General features: G+C 37.3%; 21 protein-coding genes. 8 read left to right on the top strand and 13 right to left on the bottom strand.

Translation table 11 applies throughout. The features are described from left to right. Window positions 1-39: 39 nt before the first annotated feature. Entirely contained in the window at window positions 40-2,028 is a 1,989-nt protein-coding gene (locus tag EO766_RS08465) for a M1 family metallopeptidase (RefSeq protein ID WP_074421154.1), read from the bottom strand. A gap of 259 nt (window positions 2,029-2,287) precedes the next feature. On the opposite strand from EO766_RS08465, the gene EO766_RS08460 reads away from it, so the two are divergent. Together EO766_RS08460 and EO766_RS08455 are read left to right on the top strand one after the other, a co-directional pair. Next, a complete protein-coding gene (locus tag EO766_RS08460; RefSeq protein WP_074418465.1) occupies window positions 2,288-2,956 on the top strand; it encodes a phosphatidylserine decarboxylase family protein in 669 nt (222 codons plus the stop codon). Between the two features lie 62 nt (window positions 2,957-3,018). After that, window positions 3,019-3,201 carry a hypothetical protein gene (locus tag EO766_RS08455; RefSeq protein WP_141676812.1) on the top strand — a complete coding sequence of 61 codons (183 nt, stop codon included), beginning with the start codon at window positions 3,019-3,021 and terminating at the stop codon, window positions 3,199-3,201. A gap of 72 nt (window positions 3,202-3,273) precedes the next feature. Here EO766_RS08455 and EO766_RS08450 read toward each other — a convergent pair whose 3' ends face one another. Beyond that, window positions 3,274-3,969, bottom strand: a complete 696-nt coding sequence (locus tag EO766_RS08450) for a YjjG family noncanonical pyrimidine nucleotidase (RefSeq protein ID WP_068243789.1) — start codon at window positions 3,967-3,969, stop codon at window positions 3,274-3,276. Window positions 3,970-4,044: 75 nt separating this feature from the next. Between EO766_RS08450 and EO766_RS08445 the strand changes: the two genes are divergently transcribed. Next, window positions 4,045-4,743, top strand: coding sequence for an SDR family oxidoreductase (locus tag EO766_RS08445; RefSeq protein WP_074418467.1), 699 nt, complete (start codon window positions 4,045-4,047; stop codon window positions 4,741-4,743). 56 nt (window positions 4,744-4,799) lie between these two features. Here the strand turns inward: EO766_RS08445 and EO766_RS08440 are convergent, their stop codons facing one another. From EO766_RS08440 to EO766_RS08390, 11 genes are all read right to left on the bottom strand, one after another. Beyond that, a complete protein-coding gene (locus EO766_RS08440; protein ID WP_074418468.1) occupies window positions 4,800-5,720 on the bottom strand; it encodes a PfkB family carbohydrate kinase in 921 nt (306 codons plus the stop codon). A 130-nt stretch (window positions 5,721-5,850) separates the two neighbouring features. Further along, window positions 5,851-8,574, bottom strand: coding sequence for a methionine synthase (metH, locus tag EO766_RS08435; protein WP_074418469.1), 2,724 nt, complete (start codon window positions 8,572-8,574; stop codon window positions 5,851-5,853). Window positions 8,575-8,600: 26 nt separating this feature from the next. Further along, complete coding sequence (locus tag EO766_RS08430) at window positions 8,601-9,617, bottom strand: homocysteine S-methyltransferase family protein (RefSeq protein ID WP_074420894.1); 1,017 nt, start codon at window positions 9,615-9,617, stop codon at window positions 8,601-8,603. Window positions 9,618-9,982: 365 nt separating this feature from the next. Continuing rightward, window positions 9,983-10,510: a YceI family protein gene (locus tag EO766_RS08425; RefSeq protein WP_074420895.1), complete on the bottom strand. Its 528-nt coding sequence runs from the start codon at window positions 10,508-10,510 to the stop codon at window positions 9,983-9,985. Between the two features lie 62 nt (window positions 10,511-10,572). Then, window positions 10,573-10,989, bottom strand: a complete 417-nt coding sequence (locus tag EO766_RS08420) for an OB-fold protein (RefSeq protein ID WP_074420896.1) — start codon at window positions 10,987-10,989, stop codon at window positions 10,573-10,575. A gap of 155 nt (window positions 10,990-11,144) precedes the next feature. Continuing rightward, window positions 11,145-11,762, bottom strand: coding sequence for a recombination mediator RecR (recR, locus tag EO766_RS08415; protein ID WP_074417417.1), 618 nt, complete (start codon window positions 11,760-11,762; stop codon window positions 11,145-11,147). Between the two features lie 65 nt (window positions 11,763-11,827). Further along, on the bottom strand, window positions 11,828-13,243 hold the full coding sequence (locus EO766_RS08410; RefSeq protein WP_074420897.1) for an Ig-like domain-containing domain: 1,416 nt from the start codon (window positions 13,241-13,243) through the stop codon (window positions 11,828-11,830). 94 nt (window positions 13,244-13,337) lie between these two features. After that, entirely contained in the window at window positions 13,338-16,502 is a 3,165-nt protein-coding gene (locus EO766_RS08405; protein WP_074420898.1) for an ATP-dependent helicase, read from the bottom strand. Window positions 16,503-16,562: 60 nt separating this feature from the next. Next, window positions 16,563-17,594: a hypothetical protein gene (locus EO766_RS08400; protein WP_074420899.1), complete on the bottom strand. Its 1,032-nt coding sequence runs from the start codon at window positions 17,592-17,594 to the stop codon at window positions 16,563-16,565. Between the two features lie 153 nt (window positions 17,595-17,747). After that, window positions 17,748-17,978: a hypothetical protein gene (locus EO766_RS08395; RefSeq protein ID WP_074420900.1), complete on the bottom strand. Its 231-nt coding sequence runs from the start codon at window positions 17,976-17,978 to the stop codon at window positions 17,748-17,750. Between the two features lie 7 nt (window positions 17,979-17,985). After that, window positions 17,986-18,558, bottom strand: coding sequence for a hypothetical protein (locus EO766_RS08390; RefSeq protein WP_179853763.1), 573 nt, complete (start codon window positions 18,556-18,558; stop codon window positions 17,986-17,988). Between the two features lie 177 nt (window positions 18,559-18,735). On the opposite strand from EO766_RS08390, the gene EO766_RS18550 reads away from it, so the two are divergent. The 5 genes from EO766_RS18550 (at window position 18,736) to nrfD (ending at window position 22,985) form a co-directional block, all read left to right on the top strand. Beyond that, window positions 18,736-19,128, top strand: coding sequence for an HYC_CC_PP family protein (locus tag EO766_RS18550; protein ID WP_502697232.1), 393 nt, complete (start codon window positions 18,736-18,738; stop codon window positions 19,126-19,128). A 198-nt stretch (window positions 19,129-19,326) separates the two neighbouring features. After that, a complete protein-coding gene (locus EO766_RS08385; protein WP_074420315.1) occupies window positions 19,327-19,914 on the top strand; it encodes a hypothetical protein in 588 nt (195 codons plus the stop codon). Between the two features lie 115 nt (window positions 19,915-20,029). Next, entirely contained in the window at window positions 20,030-20,521 is a 492-nt protein-coding gene (locus tag EO766_RS08380; RefSeq protein WP_074420901.1) for a helix-turn-helix domain-containing protein, read from the top strand. An 87-nt stretch (window positions 20,522-20,608) separates the two neighbouring features. Beyond that, entirely contained in the window at window positions 20,609-21,571 is a 963-nt protein-coding gene (locus EO766_RS08375) for a 4Fe-4S dicluster domain-containing protein (RefSeq protein ID WP_074420313.1), read from the top strand. Window positions 21,572-21,581: 10 nt separating this feature from the next. Then, window positions 21,582-22,985, top strand: a complete 1,404-nt coding sequence (gene nrfD / locus EO766_RS08370; RefSeq protein ID WP_074417408.1) for an NrfD/PsrC family molybdoenzyme membrane anchor subunit — start codon at window positions 21,582-21,584, stop codon at window positions 22,983-22,985. Window positions 22,986-23,006 lie beyond the last annotated feature (21 nt).

The following is a 23,006-nucleotide window of genomic DNA, read 5'->3' as shown; positions in this document are numbered from 1 at the left end:
ATTTTTTGCGTAATACGTTATGGGAATTTACCATAAAACTTAATTAGAATTGTGCTGCACAGTTGCCATCATAAATACATTATTCTTTCTGTTTTCATCCGGTAACAGCTTTTTGGGATCAATAACAATGCTTTTTACGGGGCTGCTGGTAGCAAGATGTACCGTTCTGTGATTGCCTTGCAACCAGGTTTCTACCGGTAACTGCAATTGCATTTTTGCGCCATTGGTGTATTTAACTTCCAAGGGTATTGGCATTACCATGGATTGCAAATTTATAAGAGTAACATCTATACCATCAGCCGGGTTTTGATTTGTATACACAACATTTTCAATGGATTGATCGAGCGATTGATTGTCAAAAAACCACTCCCGCCAAAACCACGATAAATCTTCGCCACCCTGATTATTCATGGTGTTGAAAAAGTCGAATGGTGCAGGGTGCCGATAAGCCCATTGCTGAATGTAGTGCTTAAAAGCTGCATCAAATCTATCAGGGCCCAGAATTACTTCACGCAATAAAACCAACCCGTACGCCGGTTTAAAATATACCATAGGATGTCGATATTTTTCGGGAATACCATCTGCCCTGGTCATCATTACCGGAGCATGCGGATCAGATAAATAAGGCACTATTTCATCTGCAGGATTACCTCCATCCGGTGCATACTCGCCATCTCTTTTAGGAGCATATTCGCCATGGTTAAACACATCAGATGCATACACATCAATAAATGTGTTAAAGCCTTCATCCATCCAGGGATACCTGCGTTCATCAGATCCTACAATCATGGGGAACCAGTTGTGCCCAATTTCATGCGCAGTTACCCAGTATAATTCTTTTCCTTTATCGGTAATGCCATCAAATACAATTCCCGGATATTCCATTCCACCGGCAATGCCTGCCTCGTTAATGGCTACCGGATAGGGATATTCAAACCATTTTTCAGAAAAATATTCAATTGATTTTTTTAAGTATTCAGTTGCCCTGCCCCATGCGCTATCCCCTATACTTTCGACCGGATAAACCGACATGGCCATACAATTTTTACCACTTGGTAAATTTACTTTTGATGCATCCCATATATATGCTTTTGATGCACCAAACGCCACATCTCGTGTATTAAACATTTTAAAATGCCAGGTTTTATTTCCCTTTAAAGCAGGCTGTTGTTGCACTTCAGCAAGTGTTCTAATCCATACGGTTTGGTTACTTTTTGCAGCTTCGGCAAGCCTATTCAGTTGCAAAGGAGTTAATACCTCTTCCGGATTTTGCAATTCGCCACTACCGGCCACAATCATTCCTGCAGGTAATGTAATGGTGTAATCGTAATCGCCATAATCACAATAAAATTCTCCGCTACCTAAAAATGGCAAAGTACTCCATCCCTCCAAATCATCGTATACACACATTCTTGGGTACCATTGTGCTATCTCAAAAATTTTACCATATTGCGTAGCAACATAATCGGTTCTACCGCCAAATGCACCTGGAATCTGATATTGATATTGAATATGAATGAAAATTTTACCATTTTTTGCTGCCAGCGCTTTTGATAATTGTATCTGCATACGGGTATCATTCACCAAATAGTTTACCTGCTGCAATTTTCCATTCTCTTCAATTTGCACAGATGCAATTTGAAAACCATTTGTAGATTCATTTCGGATACGATTGGTATAATATTGAGAACGGGCATTGGGTAAATAGGTATTTTGGTCCAATTGCAACCACAAAATATTTAACGCATCGGGACTGTTATTGGTATAGGTAATTGTTTCAGAAGCAGTGAGTATATTCTGCACAGTATCTAAAGTTGCATGTATTTTATAATCGCTTCTATTTTGCCAATAATCTGCTAACGGAGCGCCATTAGCAGAACGGTATACACTTCCGTTACCTTGATAACTGAGTGGCGCAAATACCTGCCAATTGCCGTTTAATGAGCTTTTTTGCTGTATATTTTGTGCCTGCACCCTTGAAAAAGTCATTAACCATACCATTCCTAAAAAAACATAACTACTTTTCATTGTACAATATTTAACGATTAGATGTTGAAGGCTGCTGGATCAATATTTTAAAAATTACAGCATCAAAGCCCACCTTCATTCAAAAATTGAAATTAAGCAGATTGTATTAACTATGCTCCGAAAATTATGCAACAACTAATTTTGAATTTAAAATTAAAATGGGTACTATTCTATTATCCGGGATATGCGAAAAACCAATAGAACACTGAATTTACAAATTTACCCTGCATCTATTAACTTTGCAGCATAACCAATTAGAATGACAATACACCACGAAGGTTACCGTACTATAGGCATTGCCAGTTTGCTGTTCGGGCTCATCAATGTTTTATCATTTGCATTTTTAAGCGGCGCGGTACTATGGCTGTCCATTGCCATTTTTATCATTACTCTAATTTTGTTATTATTTATTATTTCATTTTTCAGGATACCGCATCGCACATTAACCATACAGGACAATGCCATTGTTTGTCCGGCAGACGGGAAAGTTGTGGTGATTGAGGAAATAACAGATACTGAATATTTTAAAGATAAACGTATTCAGGTAAGCATTTTTATGAGCCCTGCCAACGTTCATGTAAACAGAAACCCAATGAGTGGTGAAATTGTTTACAACCAATATCACAAAGGAAAGTATCTGGTAGCCTGGCACCCGAAAAGCTCTACTGAAAATGAACGTTGGAGTGTGGTAGTTAGAAATGGTTATGGTGAAGTATTATACAAACAAATTGCCGGAGCTTTAGCCAAACGCATTTGTAATTATACAAAAGTGGGCGATAAAGTGCAACAGAGTGCTGAATATGGTTTTATTAAATTTGGCAGCCGGGTAGATGTTATATTGCCTTTACATACCAATATTAAAGTAAAACTTAACCAACAAGTACAGGGCGGAGTAACCGTTTTAGCCACCTGGACTTTTAATATTTAACATTTGTGGCAGTACAAATAATTAAAATTTCCTTAACTTTAATTCAAACAAATCATCAACACATGAAAAAATTTGCAACTGCAGGAATACTGGTTCTGCTATTGGCAGGAACCGTAATTGCTCAGGATGGTGGAAAAAAGAAATGCAATAATAAAGATTGTAAAGACTGTTCTAAAAAAGAGTGCAAAAAAATTTGCAAAAAGGATTGTTGCAAAAAGTCCGGAACTACCGCCATGTATAAATAAGAAATATTTTGATTCCCATAAAAAACCGGCTGCCCATTCAAACATGAGTAGCCGGTTTTTAATTTCCTAAAATTATAAAATATTTTCCAATTGCTGTAAATGACTTACTGCATAAGTGGCCTGAATATGTGGCTCTATGCCCAAATGATTTACAAAAATACTATCCATACCCACATTCACTGCACCCTGAATATCAGCATCTAAATTATCGCCAATCATAATACTGTTTTCTGCAACTGCACCGGCTTGTTCCATTGCAAATAAAAAAATTTCTTTATTGGGCTTTAAGCTATTGGAAACCTCAGAAGTAATTACTTTTTTAAAATAACCCTGCAAGCCGGCATTGTATAATTTTTTGTGTTGAACAGCTTCAAAGCCATTGGTAATGAGGTGTAACTGATAGCCTTTTTGTGTAAGGTAAATGAGTATTTCATTCGTGTAGGGAAAAACTGCATTCTTGAATGGCAATCTTTCTAAAAAATCAACAGCCATTTGCCGGGAAAGTGGCTCATCTGCAATTTTAAAATCTAATAAAGCAAGCCACATTCTTTTCCAACGCAATTCATCCTGTTTAATAAACCCTTTGGTATATCTATCCCATAAACGTTCGTTATGATAACTGTAGCGTTCAAAAAAATGGTTGAATGAATCAATACCTTTGTCTGACAACTGATGCAGCGCATATAAATCCTGCAGTGTAGCTTTTGCATTGGCTTCAAAGTCCCATAACGTATGGTCAAGATCAAAAAATATATGTTGATATTTCATATTATTTATTCTGAATAATGTGCGATATTTGAGAACAAATGTAACAGAATTTATTACCAATTAACCAGCAATACCATGAATATCATTATTACCGGCGCTTCAAAAGGAATGGGAAAAGCGATTGCAGGAAAATTTGCCGAGCAGGGGTATACCTTATTGTTATGTGCCAGAAATGCAGTAACACTTGAGGCAACAGCAGATGAATTGCAACAAAAATACCCGCAATCAACTATTCATTTCAGGGCAACGGATATGTCTGATTACAATGAAGTAGCTGCTTTTGGTGATTGGTGCCTGGGTATTGGCGCACCGGATATTCTGGTAAATAATACCGGCCAATATAAGCCCGGCTCTATTTTAACTGAACCGGAAGGTACCCTGATGGATTTAATGCAGGTAAATCTTTTTAGCGCTTATCATTTAACCAGAATCATTGCCCCTGCAATGATATCAGAAAAAAAAGGACATATTTTTAATATTTGTTCAATTGCATCATTAAATGCCTATCCTAACGGAGGAGCATATAGCATTAGTAAATTTGCTTTATTGGGATTCAGTAAAAATTTACGTGAAGAGTTAAAACCGCATCATGTAAAAGTAACGGCTGTAATGCCCGGCGCTGTATATACCGAAAGCTGGTATGGCAGTGGAATTGACCCACAACGCATTATGGAAGTAAAGGATATTGCCAATTTAATATTTTCAGCAGCAAACTTATCACCGCAAGCCTGTGTAGAAGACATCATCATCAGGCCACAATTGGGCGATTTATAAAAAAGGCCGAAATACATTTCAGTATTCCGGCCCCGATTCATTTCATTCAATTTCCTTTATTTCAGGTTAATATCAAAGTGTACCAATTGTACAAATTCTTCAATACGCTCAGTAATATCGTTTGCTGAAATTTCACGAAGTTTGGCAGTGCCAAATTTTTCTACGCAAAAACTGGCCAATGCCGAACCAATAATAATTGCCGTTTTCATATTTTCAAATGAAATATCTTTTGTTTTGGCTAAGTGACCAATAAAGCCACCAGCAAAAGTATCGCCGGCACCGGTTGGGTCAAACACTTCCTCTAACGGCAATGCAGGAGCAAAGAAAACTTTGTTATCATGAAACAACAATGCACCATGTTCGCCTTTTTTAATCACTAAAAATTTAGGGCCCATTCTTAAAATGGTGGCTGCAGCTTTTACTAAAGAATATTGACCGCTTAACTGTCGGGCTTCACTATCATTTACCATCAAAACATCTACCATAGCAATGGTTTTTTCCAGCTCTTCCGGCATGGTATCCATCCAAAAATTCATGGTATCCATTACAATGAGTTTTGGCCGTTGGCGTAATTGTTCAATTACACTGCGCTGAACAGATGGTACCAAATTTCCTAACATTAAAAATTCGCAATCCTGATAACTTTTGGGCACTTTGGGTTCAAAATTGGCGAGTACATTTAATTCGGTAATTAATGTATCGCGGCTGTTCATATCCATATGATAGCGGCCACTCCAAAAAAAAGATTTTTCCTCTTTTTTAATTTGCACCCCTTCTAAATCAACGCCTCTTGCTTTCAAAGCACTCAATTCCTCTGCCGGAAAATCGCCCCCCACTATAGAAATTTGTTTAACCGGTGTAAAATTAGTGGCACACCAGGCTATATAAGTGGCAGCACCTCCTACTATTTTATCGCTTTTTCCAAAAGGCGTTTCAATGGCATCAAAAGCCATAGAACCGACAACAACTAATGACATAATAAAAAAATTTGATTATCGGGGAGCGAAACTATACAAAATGCAGCAGATATGCCTAATTTTTTACAGCTACAGCATTCAATTAATTTTAATATTCATTCATTGTGCAGCATAATTGAATGCGTACAACCTATTCCAATACCGGACTTAGCCATTTTTCTGCTTCTTCCAACGGCCAGTTTTTACGTTGTGCATAATCTTCCAACTGATCGCGCTGAATTTTGCCAATACCAAAATACTGGCTTTGCGGATGCGAAAAATACCAGCCACAAACTGCTGCTCCCGGATACATTGCCAGTGATTCGGTTAATTGTATGCCGGTTGTTTCAGTAGCATTGAGCAAAGCAAACAACTTATATTTTTCGGTATGGTCGGGGCAGGCAGGATAACCCGGTGCCGGGCGAATACCCTGGTATTTTTCATGAATTAAATCATCATTGCTCAGCTGTTCATTAGAAGCATAACCCCAATAGTTGGTTCTAACTTTATAATGCAAACATTCTGCAAAAGCTTCAGCCAGTCTGTCGGCCAATGCCTGTAACATGATCTTATTATAATCATCGTATTGCTGCTCAAACTTTTTAATATGTTTTTCAATACCATGAATGGCAACGGCAAATGCACCTATATAATCATTTGCTTCATTGATTGAATTGGCAGGTTTTACGAAGTCGGCCAATGATAAGTTGGGCTGATCGGCAGCTTTTTTTACCTGTTGACGCAAGCATTCTAACCGGTAGGTTTCATTACCATGCTGCACCAACAGGGTATCGTTATGGCTACCGGCTTTATAAAACCCAATGGTGCCTTTTGCTGTAAGCCATTTTTCCTGAATAATTTTATCTAATAAGGCATTGGCATCTTTATACAATTTTGAAGCTTCTACGCCCACCACTTCATCGGTTAAAATATCCGGAAAGTTTCCGTGCATTTCCCATGCGATAAAAAAGGGTTTCCAATCAATAAAAGGCCTTAATTCATTTAAAGGAAAATCATCAAAAACTTTATTGCCTATAAATTTTGGAGTAATAGCAGTATAATTGTTCCAATCTATTTTGGTTTTATGTGTCAGCGCTTCCTGATAGCTGATGTATTGTTTTACGGGCTTTTTATTTAAGAATGATTCACGTAATTTATGGTACTCAGCAGCAGTTTGTTGTAAAAAAGCATCTTTTTGTTCTGCACTTAATAAAGCGCCTGCTACTGTTACACTTCTGGAAGCATCTAACACATGCACTACGCCATTTGGATATTCCTGTGCAATTTTAACGGCAGTATGTATGCGTGAAGTAGTGGCACCTCCAATCAGCAATGGCTGCTGCATATTGCGGCGTTTCATTTCTTTGGCTACATGCACCATTTCATCGAGTGAAGGAGTGATTAATCCACTCAAACCAATAATATCTACCTTTTCTTTAATAGCGGTATCTAAAATTTTATCGGTGGGCACCATCACGCCTAAGTCAATTACATCATAACCATTACAGCCCAATACCACACCTACAATATTTTTACCAATATCGTGTACATCACCTTTTACGGTGGCCAGCAATATTTTTGCCGCACCTGCTGCTTCTGTATTTTCGGTGCCTGCTGCCAAATGTGCCTGTTTACGAACTTCCTTCTCCGCTTCAATATAAGGCGTTAATATGGCCACACTTTTTTTCATTACTCTGGCACTTTTAACCACCTGTGGTAAAAACATTTTACCGGCGCCAAATAAATCGCCCACTACATTCATGCCATCCATTAAAGGGCCTTCAATTACATCTAAAGGCTGCGAATATTGTAAGCGAGCCTCTTCAGTATCTACATCAATATAATCGGTAATGCCGTTTACAAGTGCATGTTTCAGGCGTTCTTCAACAGGGGCATTGCGCCAGGCTTCATCTTTAACAATTGTTTTCCCTTTACTTTTTACAGTTTCGGCATAAGCAATCAAGGCTTCGGTAGCCTGGTTGTTGTCATTATTCCGGTTCAGTACCACATCTTCACATAACTGTCTTAATGTAGGTTCAATTTCATCGTACACAGCTAATTGCCCTGCATTGACGATACCCATATCCATACCTGCCTGAATAGCATAATACAGGAATACGGCATGTATGGCTTCGCGTACTACATCATTACCTCTAAAAGAAAATGACACATTAGATACACCGCCACTCACCTTAGCCATTGGCATCAGTTGTTTTATTTGCCGGGTAGCTTCTATAAAATCTACTGCATAATTATTGTGTTCCTCAATACCGGTAGCAATGGCGAAAATATTTGGATCGAAAATGATATCCTGAGGCTGGTAATGCACTTTTTCTGTAAGAATTTGATAACCACGTTTACAAATTTCTACTTTGCGTTGCAGGGTATCGGCCTGGCCTGCTTCATCAAAAGCCATGACCACCACTGCTGCACCAAATGATTTACAAATGATGGCCTGTTCAATAAATTTTTCTTCTCCCTCTTTCAGGGAGATAGAATTGACGATGCATTTTCCCTGTACACATTTTAAGCCTGCTTCAATAATTGCAAACTTAGATGAATCGATCATGATGGGAATTTTGGCAATATCGGGTTCTGCCTGTAACAGGTTTAAAAATGTTGTCATGGCTAATACGCCATCTAACATGGCATCATCCATATTTACATCCAACACCTGCGCACCATTTTCAACCTGTTGCCGGGCAACAGAAAGCGCTTCTTCAAATTTATTTTCGCGAATAAGCCGGGCAAATTTTTTTGAACCGGTTACATTGGTACGCTCTCCAATATTCACAAAATTGGTTTCGGGTCGCACCACTAAGGGTTCCAGTCCTGCTAAACGCAAATAAGGATGTATTACAATTAGCTCACTCATAACAATAATTTACACTTAGTATAGGATTATACAATTTCATTTTCAACAACAGGTAACGGCCTCGGCTTTATATTTTTTACATTATTGGCAATATGTTTTATGTGTTCAGGCGTGGTACCACAGCAACCTCCAACAATGTTTACATAGCCCTGTTTTGCCCATTCTTCAATAAAATGTGCCGTTTCGTGAGGTTGTTCATCGTATTCGCCCATGGCATTAGGCAAGCCGGCATTGGGATAGGCAGAGGTGTATGCGGCAGCAATTTGCGATAACTCTTCAATATGGCTGCGCATTTCTGCTGCACCCAATGCACAATTTAAACCAACACTTAAGGGTTGTGCATGCATAACAGAGGTATAAAACGCCTCGAGTGTTTGTCCGCTTAAAGTGCGCCCACTGGCATCGGTAATGGTACCGCTGATCATAATGGGCAGTTCCGGTTGCTGATGGTCGCGAAAATATTTTTTAATGGCAAATATGGCCGCTTTAGCATTCAGGGTATCGAAAATGGTTTCAATCAGCAATACATCTACGCCGCCATGTACCAAACCTTTTACCTGTTCGTAGTAGGCTTGCATTACCTCATCAAAGGTAACAGCACGAAAACCTGGATTATTGACATCGGGCGAAAGGCTGAGTGTTTTGTTCAGCGGCCCCATGGCACCGGCAACAAAGCGCGGTTTATCGGGATTTTTGGCGGTAAACTCATTGGCTACAGAGCGGGCACATTTTGCGGCTGCAACATTCAGTTCATAAGCCAGCGCTTCCATTTTATAATCCGCCATGGCAATGGCCGTACTGCTGAACGTATTGGTTTCAATAATATCTGCACCGGCTTCCAGGTATTGGCGGTGTATATTTTTAATAATCTCGGGTTGGGTAATACACAACAAATCATTATTTCCCTTAACATCTACCGGCCAGTCTTTAAATCTTTCGCCCCGGTAATCGGCCTCCTGTAATTGATGCCGTTGTATCATAGTACCCATGGCTCCATCGATGATTAATATGCGTTCCTGTAAACATTCTTTAATTGATTTCATTTTTGTATCTGTTTTTTTTTGATACCCGGATAAATATTGTTATAAAGTTTTGCGTGCTGTGCACATGCCATTTTATAACAAACTTTACTTCGATGGTGGAATGTTTGTTGCGGAGCGGTTTGGCTGAGCAGTGTTTTGAACGATGCAGTGTGCGACGCAACGGCAGTTCAATAGCCTTACTGCAGCCGGTAACATAAAAATTTTGAACTGTTGAACGATTGAGTTACTGTGAAGAAAATGCAGCAGCTTTTACCGTTTATTAGTTCAATTTGCACAGGCCGAACAATAAACAAATCCACCTGAAGTGCTGCAAAGTTAAGGTAAGTAAGCGGGAAAAAATACAAACAAATGTTAGTAGCAATAGATTATTGACAGGTGCAATTGAATTGAATGGCTACTTTTTTGGCTACCCTGTCGGCATGAATGTTAAAATCGCTCAAAACCAATATAAACCTGGCTTTGGCAATAATTTTATTGTCTGCCACTTCTATGGTACCGGGAACGGTGATGGGTTTTGTAATGCCATGCAGCGTTAAATTACCCTGTACGGTAACAGGATATATTCCGTTTTTCGAAAAATTAACGGATTGGATATTGGTGATATTGCCTTTATAATCGGAACGCGGATAGGTATTGCTTTGCAGATAATCGCTGTTGAAATGATCCTGCATTTCGGCATATTGAAAAAAGAAACTTTTGATTAACAGACTAAAAGTGATTTGTCCGTTAGTAGTGATACGGCTGGCTACTTCATTATTCACAGCACTTACATCATCATCATTGGTGGCTACAAAACTAATTTGCCCGTTACGGGTAACAAACGATTTTTGTGCCTGAAGGCAGGAAACACTTAAAACGCAGAAAAGGAATAGAAGAGAAAGTTTAGTATACATGAAGCGATGATTTTATACTATTTTATGAATTGTTTTCAGATGGCTGTAATTGATTGAAACATCTATTCTACTAAAATGCCATTGTTCATTACCACATTCATATCGGGGATATAGCCGGTACAAATGCCCTTAAAGTGAACAGAATCGCCAACTTTAATATTAGCAGGCTTATTTTTAAAGGTACAATTAATGGTTACCATTGAATCGGCGGTATTAAAATCGATAACGGTTTGGCCTTGCTGATTGGTAGCAATTTGTGCAATTCGACCTGTTAATTCAATGGCTTTATCTAAATATAGCTGATTGGCCTGTTGTTCATTGTCTTTAAACGCATGATATAATTGTTCTGCAGTAAGGGTTACTGCTTTTTCTTTAGCAACATTTCTGTGTGGTTTATTATACACATACACTACAAAACCGGTAGCAGCAATGGCTACTACTACTACCAGAATTAAAAAATATTTCAATGTTTTTTTCATGTGTGTATTCAATTTTTGTACAACTGCTGAATTGTATTATTTTTTTATATACAACCAACAGATGACTTAAATGTTGTACCAATATGCTACCAAAGTGTAATTACCTAAAAATAATGAGCTGTAAATTTTTAAAAAAATTATTGTACTACCTTCAGCTAACCTTTAACATATTGTTGTATGGGTAAGCGATTGGCTAAGCTGCGGGCCAAAGTCATTTCATCGGCATATTCCAACTCTCCGCCAAAAGCAATGCCACGGGCAATGGTAGTAATTTTACAGGGCAGGTGCTGTATTTTTTTTTGGATATAATAAATGGTGGTATCGCCCTGAATGGTGGGGTTTAATGCAAAAATCAACTCTTCGGTATGTTCGGTTTCCAAGCGGTGCACCAATGGCTGTATGGTAAGCTGATCGGGGCCAACCCCATCTAACGGCGATATAATGCCGCCTAACACATGATACGTTCCGTTAAACTGTTGTGTGGTTTCAATAGCTATTACATCGCGAATATTTTCTACTACACATATAACCCCGGCGTTGCGCATAGAATTGGCACAAATGCTGCAAATATCGCCATCACTGATATTGAAGCAGCGTTGGCAAAATTTTATTTCGCGGCGCATTTTGGCAATGGTATTGGCAAAAACGGTTACCTCATTCTCGTTTTGTTTTAATAAATGCAGAACTAAGCGTAAGGCAGTTTTTTTGCCTATGCCGGGTAATTTGGCAAATTGCGCCACTGCATTTTCTAATAAACCGGAAGGTAACTGCATGGCGCAAAGATAAAGTTTTGCAGTAAGGAACACATTTTGTTGAAGCGTAAAAACAAAAATGGCATTTACAAATTCAACTCATACTCATTATCCCAATTATTTTTCAGCACAATTTTTTTATCGAGATCGAATACAATTTCAGGTTGCAGGTGTTTTTTAAAATTACCGGTATCCCAAATGCCATTTTGGTTGGTATCGTAAAGAATACGCAAATCATAATCGCCGGGGCGGTATAATTTTCTGTAAATTTCTTTTGAAGTAATGGGGATTGATTCAGCGATGGTATTGTTTTGTAACATTTGTAACACCGGATGTTTGGCCAAATCGAGATGATTGAAACGTATGCGCAGCGAGCCGTAATCTGATTCGTTTTTAGTGGTGAAGCGAATGGTATCGGTCTTGGCTAATTGCAGGTGGTTGGTATCAACCGCCGCATCTTTTTGAAGCAGCAATACAAAATGTTCAGCCTCTTTCCAAGAATAAGTAATACTACAAATGGTTTTGGTACTATCTAACTGAACAGTATAACCTTTTACAGGTTTAAACAAGGTATCTAACAACTCCACTGCCGCAGTGTTGAGCGTATCTAAAGGTGTATTGAATTTAATTTGAAGTGCCGGGTTTAATAAATCCTGTTTACCATTGTCGAAGTTAATGCTAAAGCGCAGCCGCTTCTGCTCTTCATTCCGTTCTTTGTTTTTGCTGAGTTTAGCAGCAGGTGGCACATTGGGTTTAGCTGTTTTTTCTTTTTTCTTTGCTGCCTCAAATGCATAGAAAGTAACCATAGGTGTATGCGTACCTACAGCAATATTTGAATCGAGAAAAGCAAACATTTTGGTTGAATCATCATAACGTTTACTGTAATCATCGGGCAATACATAGGCTGCAAATGTTTTGGCAGGTAAAAAATGAAATACAAAATTGCCGTTGCCACTTACACGAGCATAGTATTTAGGTGCATCTTTTACCACGGCTGTATCGTTCAAATTTTCATGCAAAACCACAATTAGGGTTGAATCGGTTTTTCCGGTCTCGGCCAGTAATACTTTGCCTCTGAAACTAAACGTATCTAAATGATTACCGGTTGAGAATACATAAATAAAATTTTTAAGAATATTTCCTTCATTTACATCGCGAATAGCATTTCCAAAATTGATGGAATAGGTAGTATTGGGATGGAGTGTATCTTTTAATTTAATGGTTACATTTTTCAAATGATTTTCAATAATGGGGGTACTTTTAGGGTTGGGGGAAACAATTAAATTTTTTTGTACATCTTTTACATCTATATATTCATCGAAAGTTAGCAGAATTTTATTGGTATTAAAATACAACATAGAATCATCGGGTACGGCGGTTACCAAATGAGGTGGAATGGTATCTCTTGGGCCGCCAGATGGTGGAATAATATTAGCACATCCCGTAAAAGTAAAGGGAATAAACAAGGCAGCTATGAAGAAATATCCAATTATTTTTTGCATGTAATTATTGTTTTATACAACGAAATGGCAGTGAACCGGCAAGCGCAAACTTACGCTTAGAAATGGGTAAAGCCGATTAACAGAACTATAAAATCTATGTTTCCTCTTCATTCAGCTCGTGTAAAGCAATGGCTAATTGATTATCTTTCACAAAATTACACCAATGACAGTCAGTGCTGCCGCAGCCGGTATAAAAATCATGTGCCTGAATTTTTTCCCATACGGTGGTAATTTGTTGTTTTACGGTGGTTACATCTTCGGGTTCAATCACCAGTTTTTGTTTGATGTAATTGTTTTTTTTATCAGGCTCAACAAAATCGAATTCTGTACTAACCACTTCCCAATTTTTGGTGGCATCGTTATCTACCAGAATTTTATAAAAAACGGCTTGTCGCCAGTAATCGCCACCCAATTCGTTTTTATCGTTCGGGGGTAATAATTTTGTTTGCGCTTTTTCATAATCGCCGGTTTTATAATCTACCACATTTACATATTTCCCATCAAATTCTAATTTATCTAATTTTCCTTTTAACGGTACCCCATTGATGACAATATTTTTGATGGTATGTTCTACTACTACAATTTTATGCCAGGTTAAAATATGTTCCTGATAATAGTTGCTTAATACAATTTGGCCGTATTCTAACCGGCGTTCAAACTGCTCTTTAGTAAAGCTTTCGCGATGGCGGTGCATGTACCATTCAAAATCGGAAATAAATTCTTCCAATGGAGGGAATTGGTTATTGGGATCTTCCTTCATTTTTTTAAACAATTTTTCCAGTGCATAGTGAACCGCTGAACCAAATTCGGTTGATTCATTTTTAGGTGAAGGAATTCGAATTAAATTTTTATAATAAAACTCCAGCGGACATTTTAAATAATTATTCAATGCCGTAACATTCATTACAAATTTTTCGAGCAGGCGATTGATCACATCGGTTTCTAATTTATCAATTTCAGGTGCAGCAGTATTGGCAAAACTAAGCGCCTGAAAATCGGCGATAGTTGCCGCATCCAAGGTTTTCTTTTCAATGGTTACACCATTGTGCTCCATCATTTCGGCAATAAACATAGAAGGTTCAAGGTATTTGCCATCATTTTTAAATGCCGCATAGCTTACCGTTAAATATTGTTCTGCCCGGGTAAGTGCTACATAAAATAAGCGGCGCAATTCTTCTTCCTCTTTATGCTTAGGAGTAGAAGCAAAAAGGGTATCGGGAAAACTATACCCATCACTTTGTTTGCGCTTTTTTTCCCAGAAAGATGCATTACAACCTGCAAAAAATACATAAGTAAACTCCAGCCCTTTAGAACCGTGCGCTGTTAAAAAGTTAACGCCTTTATCGTTTCCGTTCACCTGTACTAAGGGCAATGGAATTTTTTCGCTTTGCATTAATTGAATGAGAGATACAAATTCTTTTAGTGATAAAAAAGGATTGCGGCGGGTTTCTTCTTTCACAAAATCGAATAAAGCGGTGAGTACCTGCAATGCATAAAACTTATCGGGTTGCTGCATGATGTGTTGTATAATACCTGTTTCAGAAATTACTTTTTCAAATAAATGTTGCAGGGTAACATTGGGTACAGCAGCAATCAGTTTTTCGATGATGAAAGAAGCTTCTTTTAAAGCAGGAAGCAGTGATTCAGTAAATAAATCTTTGGCAGGTGCATTGGCTTTATCGTATAATAATTTTCGGATGGATGTTTTTTTTGTAGTGTATTTCAAATCGGCCACTTCAACAGAGAGTGCTGCAATTTCAATGGGTGGAATTTGAAACCAGTTAAAATGCAAAATTTCAAATAACATTTCATCGCCCCCATAAGGTGCATCGTGTTCAGCAGCTAAATACTCTAATAGCAAGAGTATTTTTTTTGCTAAAGGAATGGTGAAAATATTGACATGCTTTTTGGTAAAAACAGGAATATTTTTAACAGTGCAATATTTAGCCAGTTCTTCTCCAAATTTATGTTCTTTATAAATTATCGCAATCTTTCCGGGTGCAATTCCTTGTTGTAAAAGGGCCTCAATTTGAAGTGTAATGCCTATCATTTCTGCCTGTTGATTATCGTATTCCTGCACAACTGGCGGTTGCTTCATTTCACTAATATGAGGATTAGCGGCAGATAACTCTTTTGATAACCCTTCCATGTGTTTTACCAAACGCTCTTCATTGCGATCAATCACAGATTTAGCAGTATTCAAAATAGGTTGAATGGAACGATAATTTTTTGTGAGCACAATCTTTTCTAAACTATTTTGGTATTGTTGTGCAAACGTGAACATGTTTTCGATATTAGCACCCTGAAAACGGTAAATACTTTGATCATCATCGCCCACCACAAAAACATTGGGTTCTTCCCAATAATTAATGAGCAATTGTACCAGCTTATTCTGTGTACCGCTGGTATCCTGGTATTCATCTACCAAAATATATAAAAACTGCTCCTGATATTTTAACAATAAACCCGGGTTTTGTTCAAATGCCTGAATTACCCAGTTAATCATATCATCAAAATCGTAGCGGTTGTTTTGTTTCATCATTGCCTGAAAACGGTCAAATTCCTGCACGGCAGCACGGAGTTTTTCCATTTTTTCTTTTTCTTCGTGTATTTGTTTTTCTTTTAAATCGCCCGGATTATTACGGCCGGTTTTTCTTTTATAAATAAATTCTTCACGATTGGGCAAATCATTCAAATAAGCATCAATAGCAGAAAGGATATATTCAGGTGTCCACCCTTCTTTTTTCATGGTGCTGAATAATTTCTGCAGGTTTTCTATTTCAAAATATACATCACCCCTGTAACGTTTGAGCGGATGATTCTTGGGAAAAGTATCAATGAGTTGTTTAAGCAATGCAGTAAGCTCCAAATCAGAAATTGGATCGAGTACTGTTTTTTCGAACATGGAGAGATTTTCCTGAATAATATCATTACAAAAGGCATGGAAGGTATAAATGTTCACTTTATAAGCATCGGGCCCAATAAAACTCATGAGGCGTTTACGCATGGCAACAACACCGGCATCAGTATAAGTTAAGCAAAGAATATTTTCGGGCAGTGTATCGGTTTCCAACAAAATTTTTCCTATTCGTGCCGATAAAATTTGTGTTTTCCCTGTGCCAGGCCCGGCAATGACCATTACAGGGCCTTCTATTTGATCTACCGCTTTCTTTTGCTCATCATTTAATTGTTGGTATATTTTTTGAAAATCTTCATTGAGTTGCATATAGGTAGTAGTTTTTACATTAATTATGTTCATTTAAAATTTATTGCTAACAAACAAATGTTATGCTATTTATTATGCATATTGTTTTGGATACTATGATGCATCAATTTCTTTTTCAATTAAACGGTATTTATCTTTCACATTTTCACCTGAATAGAAGTCCAGCAAATCTTTTTTAGTTAATGTTCCCTGACTTAAAAACCGTTTTAAATATTCTTGATTAAACTCCATTAAAAGGATTGATTTTTCAAGTTGTTTCAATATTGTTTTGTTATTGTCAATGTTATTCTGAACGAGTGATTTAATTGTCAAAACTTCATTGATGTCTTTGATAATGCGGTTTACCATCATTGCCAAAACATCTTTATCCAATTCAATTTCCTTAGCATTTAAGGCAATATCTCTTGCAAGCATATAAGCAATTGCCAAATTACTATAATCTCCTTTTTGTGAATTAATGATTGCAATGAAACCAATTCCCGGGATGTAACCGACATTCTCAACGTTCTTTAGAATAGAGTTATCAACTAACGAAATATCAAACACAATCAAACTTACTTTACTATCTCTGTTGGCTTGTGCTTCAATTAATTGGCTCCAAGCGGTGGGAGAATTTCGGGTAAAAATATCTTTGCTCTCAATATCTCCTAAACGAACACTTTTATCAAACTTACATTCAATGGCAATTTTTAAATCAGGTGTTCCGTGCACTTCACAAATAATATCTCCTGTTTTATTCTTAGGAAGATTCCCCGCTGAATTTCCGGTTAAAAACGCTCTGTCTTTCAAGCGTTTTTCTGAAAAGTATTGATTTAAAAATTCTGCAATTTCATCTTCTGCTAATATTCCTTTGATAGTTGATTTATAGAAAAGTTCTTTCTTCATTTCAAAAATCATCTTCAAACTTTCTAGTTCTGTTCCTAGTTCGTTAGATGTTTTTGAAAGAAACGAGGAAATACGGTCTTCCATTAAAGCCAAAACACCTATGTAAATTACTCTCAGCAATTTTTCATCTCTTTCACTCGCAGGAAGATTATCAAAATAGCTGAAAACGATTTGATTTTCGATTTCAAATTCTTTGACTTCGATTCGTTTGAGTTGTTGGTTAATTTTTATTGTTGGCATAATAAGTTCTTAGTTTATCAAATGCTTCTTTTATTTTAACAGGAATGTCATTTTCAGAATTTATAAACCTTTGCAAAAAATCTGCTGATTTAGCCCCCTTTGAAGGCATTCTCTTAAGTGAATCGTAATCAATATTTTTTTTGCACTTCGTTTTTATTCCTTTTTTAAGAATTGGATAGAATTTTTCGTAATCGTTACACCTAGTTTTTTTACAACTGCATTTTTCCAATCTTTAATTTCTTTTATACTAAATTCTAATACCCCTTGATAATAGTCATTAAGGATATTTAACCAAATTTCGTCACTGATTGAATCTTCAATATCTTGCTCACCTACAAAAAACATATTCTCGGTAATTGCTGTTTTTCCAATTTCAAAGCTCATATCATTGTCAAATAAATACAACACTATCCGCTATCTTTATTTCTTTATCTGTAAAGCCGTACCCGTCTTTCAGGATTTGTTTGTTTGTGATTTTCAAAATTTCATCAATGCTTTTTTTGTCTCGCATCATTTTATCAATGGTAGCAAGTAATTCAGCATTTTCAGTTTGATATGGGAGCAGTATTTTTTCTGCTTTGCTTGGCATTAATTCCAATACTCCACCACCATAACTACGACCAACGATTTTTGAAAAAGCCAATGAAAGTGAATTGTAAAAACTGGCTATGAATGTGTTTTTAATCGTATCTTTTTTCATAAACACACGGTGCATTGTGTCCGTTGCGTAGGCTTTTGCTTCGTTCAGGATTAAACGAGGATATAAATTGTTTCTGCTAATAAATAAAGCATCTGACAACTTTATTGAAGGGATTACAAACCAATTGTCACGGATGCCTGTTTTGTAGCCTTTGTTTACGCCCATTGATTCACCTAAACGAATGTAAGAGTTGGCTCCTTTGTGTCCGTTGATTTTCTCTTTTGGTGGGAATACCAATAAATGAATGTTGACATTTAGTGTCAAATATAATACTTTAGTTAAAACAGGCATCCTAAAAATTAATAATGGCTTTTCATTAAAATGAAAATAAACTTTCATATACTGACTAAAATCATATTTATTCCTGACAAAAACTGACAAAAATCATATTTACAGATAATTTCAAAAAGTACTTTTACACCGTCCTTAAATGCAAATAAGGTGAAAAAAATAATAGTCATACTGCTTCTCTTTGTTTACTCAGCCAGTGCATTCAGCATTGCTATTAATTCTCACTATTGCCAGGGTCACTTAACAAAAATATCAGTCTTAAATTTTGGTGGGCACAGAGGATGCAATTGCAACCCAAAAGATATGCCGAAGGGATGTTGTAAGGATAAATTGCATTTTACGAAAGTTAATATTCACAAAGGTGCCCAGGTTAACTCTTTATTAGTTGCTGGCATATATTTTGACATTGAGCCTTCTTCTTTATATAATAATTGTTTTATTCCTCTTAATGATGGTTTAAATTTCGGTATTGCTATCAATAAAATTGACCGAAGTTGTTCCCAACCTCCTATATTTCTCCTCAATAGGACTTTTAGAATATGATTCCTTCAAACATCTATCATTTCACGATACTATTGAGATGTTGAGAGGAATCGTAGTATTCCTCAATTACTGCTTTCTTATATAAAAAACAGTTATTTATCAACGGTATTATCATCCCTTCCTTATGCCAAAAAGGGCATTTTCGAAAGGTGGAAAAAAAGATCAATAATTATTTCTCCATACTTACAATCAAAAGAAATGAAAAAAAAGCATCTTATCCTGATGTTGGTAATCAGCCTGCTGGCTATTACCCGAAATGCTGTTGCACAAAAAGACAGCAGTGGAATTTATAAAACTGCCCAGGATTTTCAGGAAAGAAAATTATCGTATGCAATTAATTATAAAAATGAAAAGCATAAAATAAAAGACGATATTTTGTTCAACGATAAGATAATAGTCATTAAGCACAAAGGCAATACATACATGCTGCTAAAAAGTGATACGTATGGCTACAGGAATACAAACGGTGAAGAATTCAGGTTTATAAATAATAAACAATATAAAATACTAAACCCAGGCGAATACTTACTTATGTATGTTTACCAGCCTCCTTCATATCCGCCTAAAGCAGCTGCAAAATATGCGCCGACGTATTTTTTTAGTGTAGGGGCATTTTCTCTTCCGCAACCTTTAACTATTATAAATCTAAAAAAAACATTTCCAAACAATCATGCTTTTCACGATATGCTGGATGAAAACTTCAAATCAGATCCAGATCTCATACGCTATGATGATTTTCACAAAATGTACAAGCTAAACCGGATATATAAAAGTATCATGGAGTAATTAGTAGAAAGAGATTATGGAAACCATTCATTCTTATATTAAATATATGTGTTGTAACCGATGCATTGATACAGTTAGGAACCTTTTAAAAAAGGTGGGGTATAAAACGCTTTCAGTGACTTTAGGTGAGGCGGTAATTGCTAAGCATTTAAGTCAGGATGATTTATCTGCAATCAGGGTAGCGTTTAATCAATATGGATTTGATATTGCTGATAAAGAGGAAGATAAACTTGTAGTGAAAATACATTCGCATTTATGCAAATGTCTCAATATGGCTGTTGCAAAAGAAAGAAAGCACCCCAGGCTTCCTGCTTACCTGCCTGAATTGATGCACTGCAATTATAATTATTTAAGCAAAATTTTTTCTGATGTTACAGGGGTAACTATTGAAAAATATTATACCCGCTTAAAAACAGAGAAGGCCAAAGAACTCATTGTACAAAGAGAGCTATGCCTTGCAGATATTGCTTTGCATTTGGGTTACCGTGTTCGCAGCAAACATTCAGAACCCTGTTTAGAAAAGAAACAGGGATATCCCCGGATGAATATAAACTGCAACCCGTTTCGAAAAAAATACAGGGAAAAAAGCTGCTGCGCAATATTTTGAACAAACCGGATTTGATAACAAACAAAAGCGAAGAAGCGCTAAAACCAATTTTGATAATCTTACTATAAATTCTTAAATCATTGATTTATGCAAAAAAATACACCTGACAATGAGCGTAGAAAGTTTTTAAAGTCTTCAGTGGCAACTATAACAGCCGGTGTTATTGGGAGTTCGGTAATCAACTCTTTTGTTTCCTGTAATGACAAAGGAGAGACACAAGGAGAAAAAGTGAAAGTGCTTACGCCGGATGGAAAGTTAGTAGAGGTAAACAGCACACATTTACAACATGAACACAATGCCCCTCCTGTGAGCAATACTGAAGCGAGAAAAGGAATTCCCGGAAAGAAATTTGTGATGGTGATTGACCTGGCTAAATGCGATGGCTGTGGTGAATGTACCAAAGCCTGTCAGAAAATGCACTTTACCCCACCTGACCGGGAATGGATAAAAGTGTTCACGATGCAGGATAATGAAAAATTAGCGCCTTATTATTTCCCAAAACCATGCTTTCATTGTGATAATCCTCCCTGTACCAAGGTTTGTCCGGTTGATGCAACATTTAAGCGCCAGGATGGCATTGTGCTCATTGATAATGAAAGATGTATCGGGTGCCGGTTTTGCATGGTGGCCTGCCCTTATTCTACCCGCTTTTTTAATTGGGACAGACCCGAAGAATCGGCAGCTGAAAAAATGATACCATACTCTCCTGAACAAAGTTTTCCACGTAAAGTTGGTACTGTAGAGAAATGTGATTTTTGCCCTCATGTAATGAGAGAAGGCAAATTGCCCGCTTGTGTAACAGGCTGCCCTATGGGCGCTATTTACATGGGGGATGAAAACGAAAATGCTGTTACAAATAGTGTAGGTGTAACTGTACAGTTAAGCAAATTACTGGAAGATAATGCTGCATACAGGTATTTAGAAGAATTAGGAACAAAACCCAGGGTCTATTATCTGCCCCCAAAAAACAGGAAGTACCCGAAACCAGACATGAATAATGAAAAAGAAGGCGAAAAGAAAAATCACAATCATGAGTCAATGAACATGTAAAAAAAATTATATGGAAAAGAAAAATGAACATACTACTGTTACAAATAATAATAATGTAGAGAGTATTGAAAATGACTTTTTAAAACCAATAGGAAAGTACAGCCCACTCAATCGTTTGTGGATTGGATTTCTGCTTATCATCGTAGTATGGGGAGCAGCAATTTACATCCGGCAAATATATTTTGGTTTGGGAACCACTGCCATGCGAAATTATGTATCGTGGGGCCTCTACATTTCCACTTTTGTATTCTTCATTGGAATAAGCCACTCCGGTACATTAGTATCTGCTATACTCAGGATCACCAATAAAGAATGGAGAAGACCCATAACCCGTTCGGCAGAGCTGCTTACATGGGTGTCGTTACTTTTTGGCGGCATCATGCCTATTATTGATATGGGACGTCCTGACCGGATACCCAATTTAGTAATTTTTGGCAGATTGCAATCCCCTCTCTTATGGGATATTATTTGTATCGGAACTTACTTTGTTGGCAGCTCATTGTTTTTGTATTTACCTATGATACCGGATATTGCTCTTTGCCGCGACCGCTTGTCTGGTAATGCTACCCGCTTAAGAAAATGGATTTACAGAAAACTATCCTTAGGATGGCAAGACACACCCGGCAATTGGAAACGGCTGGAAAAAGGAATGCATGTAATGACCATCATTATTATTCCCATTGCTGTTTCCGTGCATACGGTAGTTGGATACATATTTGCCATGACGCTTCGCCCCGGATGGAACAGCACCGTTTTCGGACCTTACTTTGTAGCAGGAGCCCTTTATTCCGGTTCAGCAGCTGTAGTGCTTATTATGGCGGCCTTCCGCAGGATGTATCATTTGGAAAAATATATCACCAAAAAGCAGTTTAACTACATGGGGCAAATAGTGCTGGCCCTAACCCTTATCTATGCCTACTTTAATTTGAACGAGTATGCAGTACCCGCTTATAAGATGGCAAGCTCAGAAGGATTTTTATTGCACGACCTATTTAGTGGTAGTTATTCTTCCGTTTTCTGGATACTCCAATTGGGTACCGTATTAGTACCCGCCATAATCCTTGCCTTCCCTAAAGGGCGAACACCCGTTATGGCAAGCATTGTCTGTATCATTATCGTGATTGGAGCCTGGGTAAAAAGATACATCATCGTCATACCAACCCTTTTACATCCTTACTTACCCATCCAGAAAGTGCCGATAGAATGGTCACAATATTTTCCTAACTGGGTTGAATGGTCTATCACCTTTGGGGCATTAGCAGGTATATTCCTGGTGATAACACTGTTTGCTAAAATTTTCCCCATCGTTTCCATTTGGGAAGTGAAAGAAGGGAGAGAGATTGAAGAAAAGTATGAACAGGTTGATAACGCTATTAAAAATGAGAAAGAAAACGTACAGGTAGCTACATCATAACCGACTAAAAAAATAAAGAAA

This window comes from Hydrotalea sp. AMD (genome assembly GCF_004100315.1).
In the GTDB taxonomy this organism is placed as follows: domain Bacteria; phylum Bacteroidota; class Bacteroidia; order Chitinophagales; family Chitinophagaceae; genus Hydrotalea; species Hydrotalea flava.
Note: the sequence above shows the minus strand (reverse complement) of the source record. Positions and strands in the feature narration are given on the sequence as shown.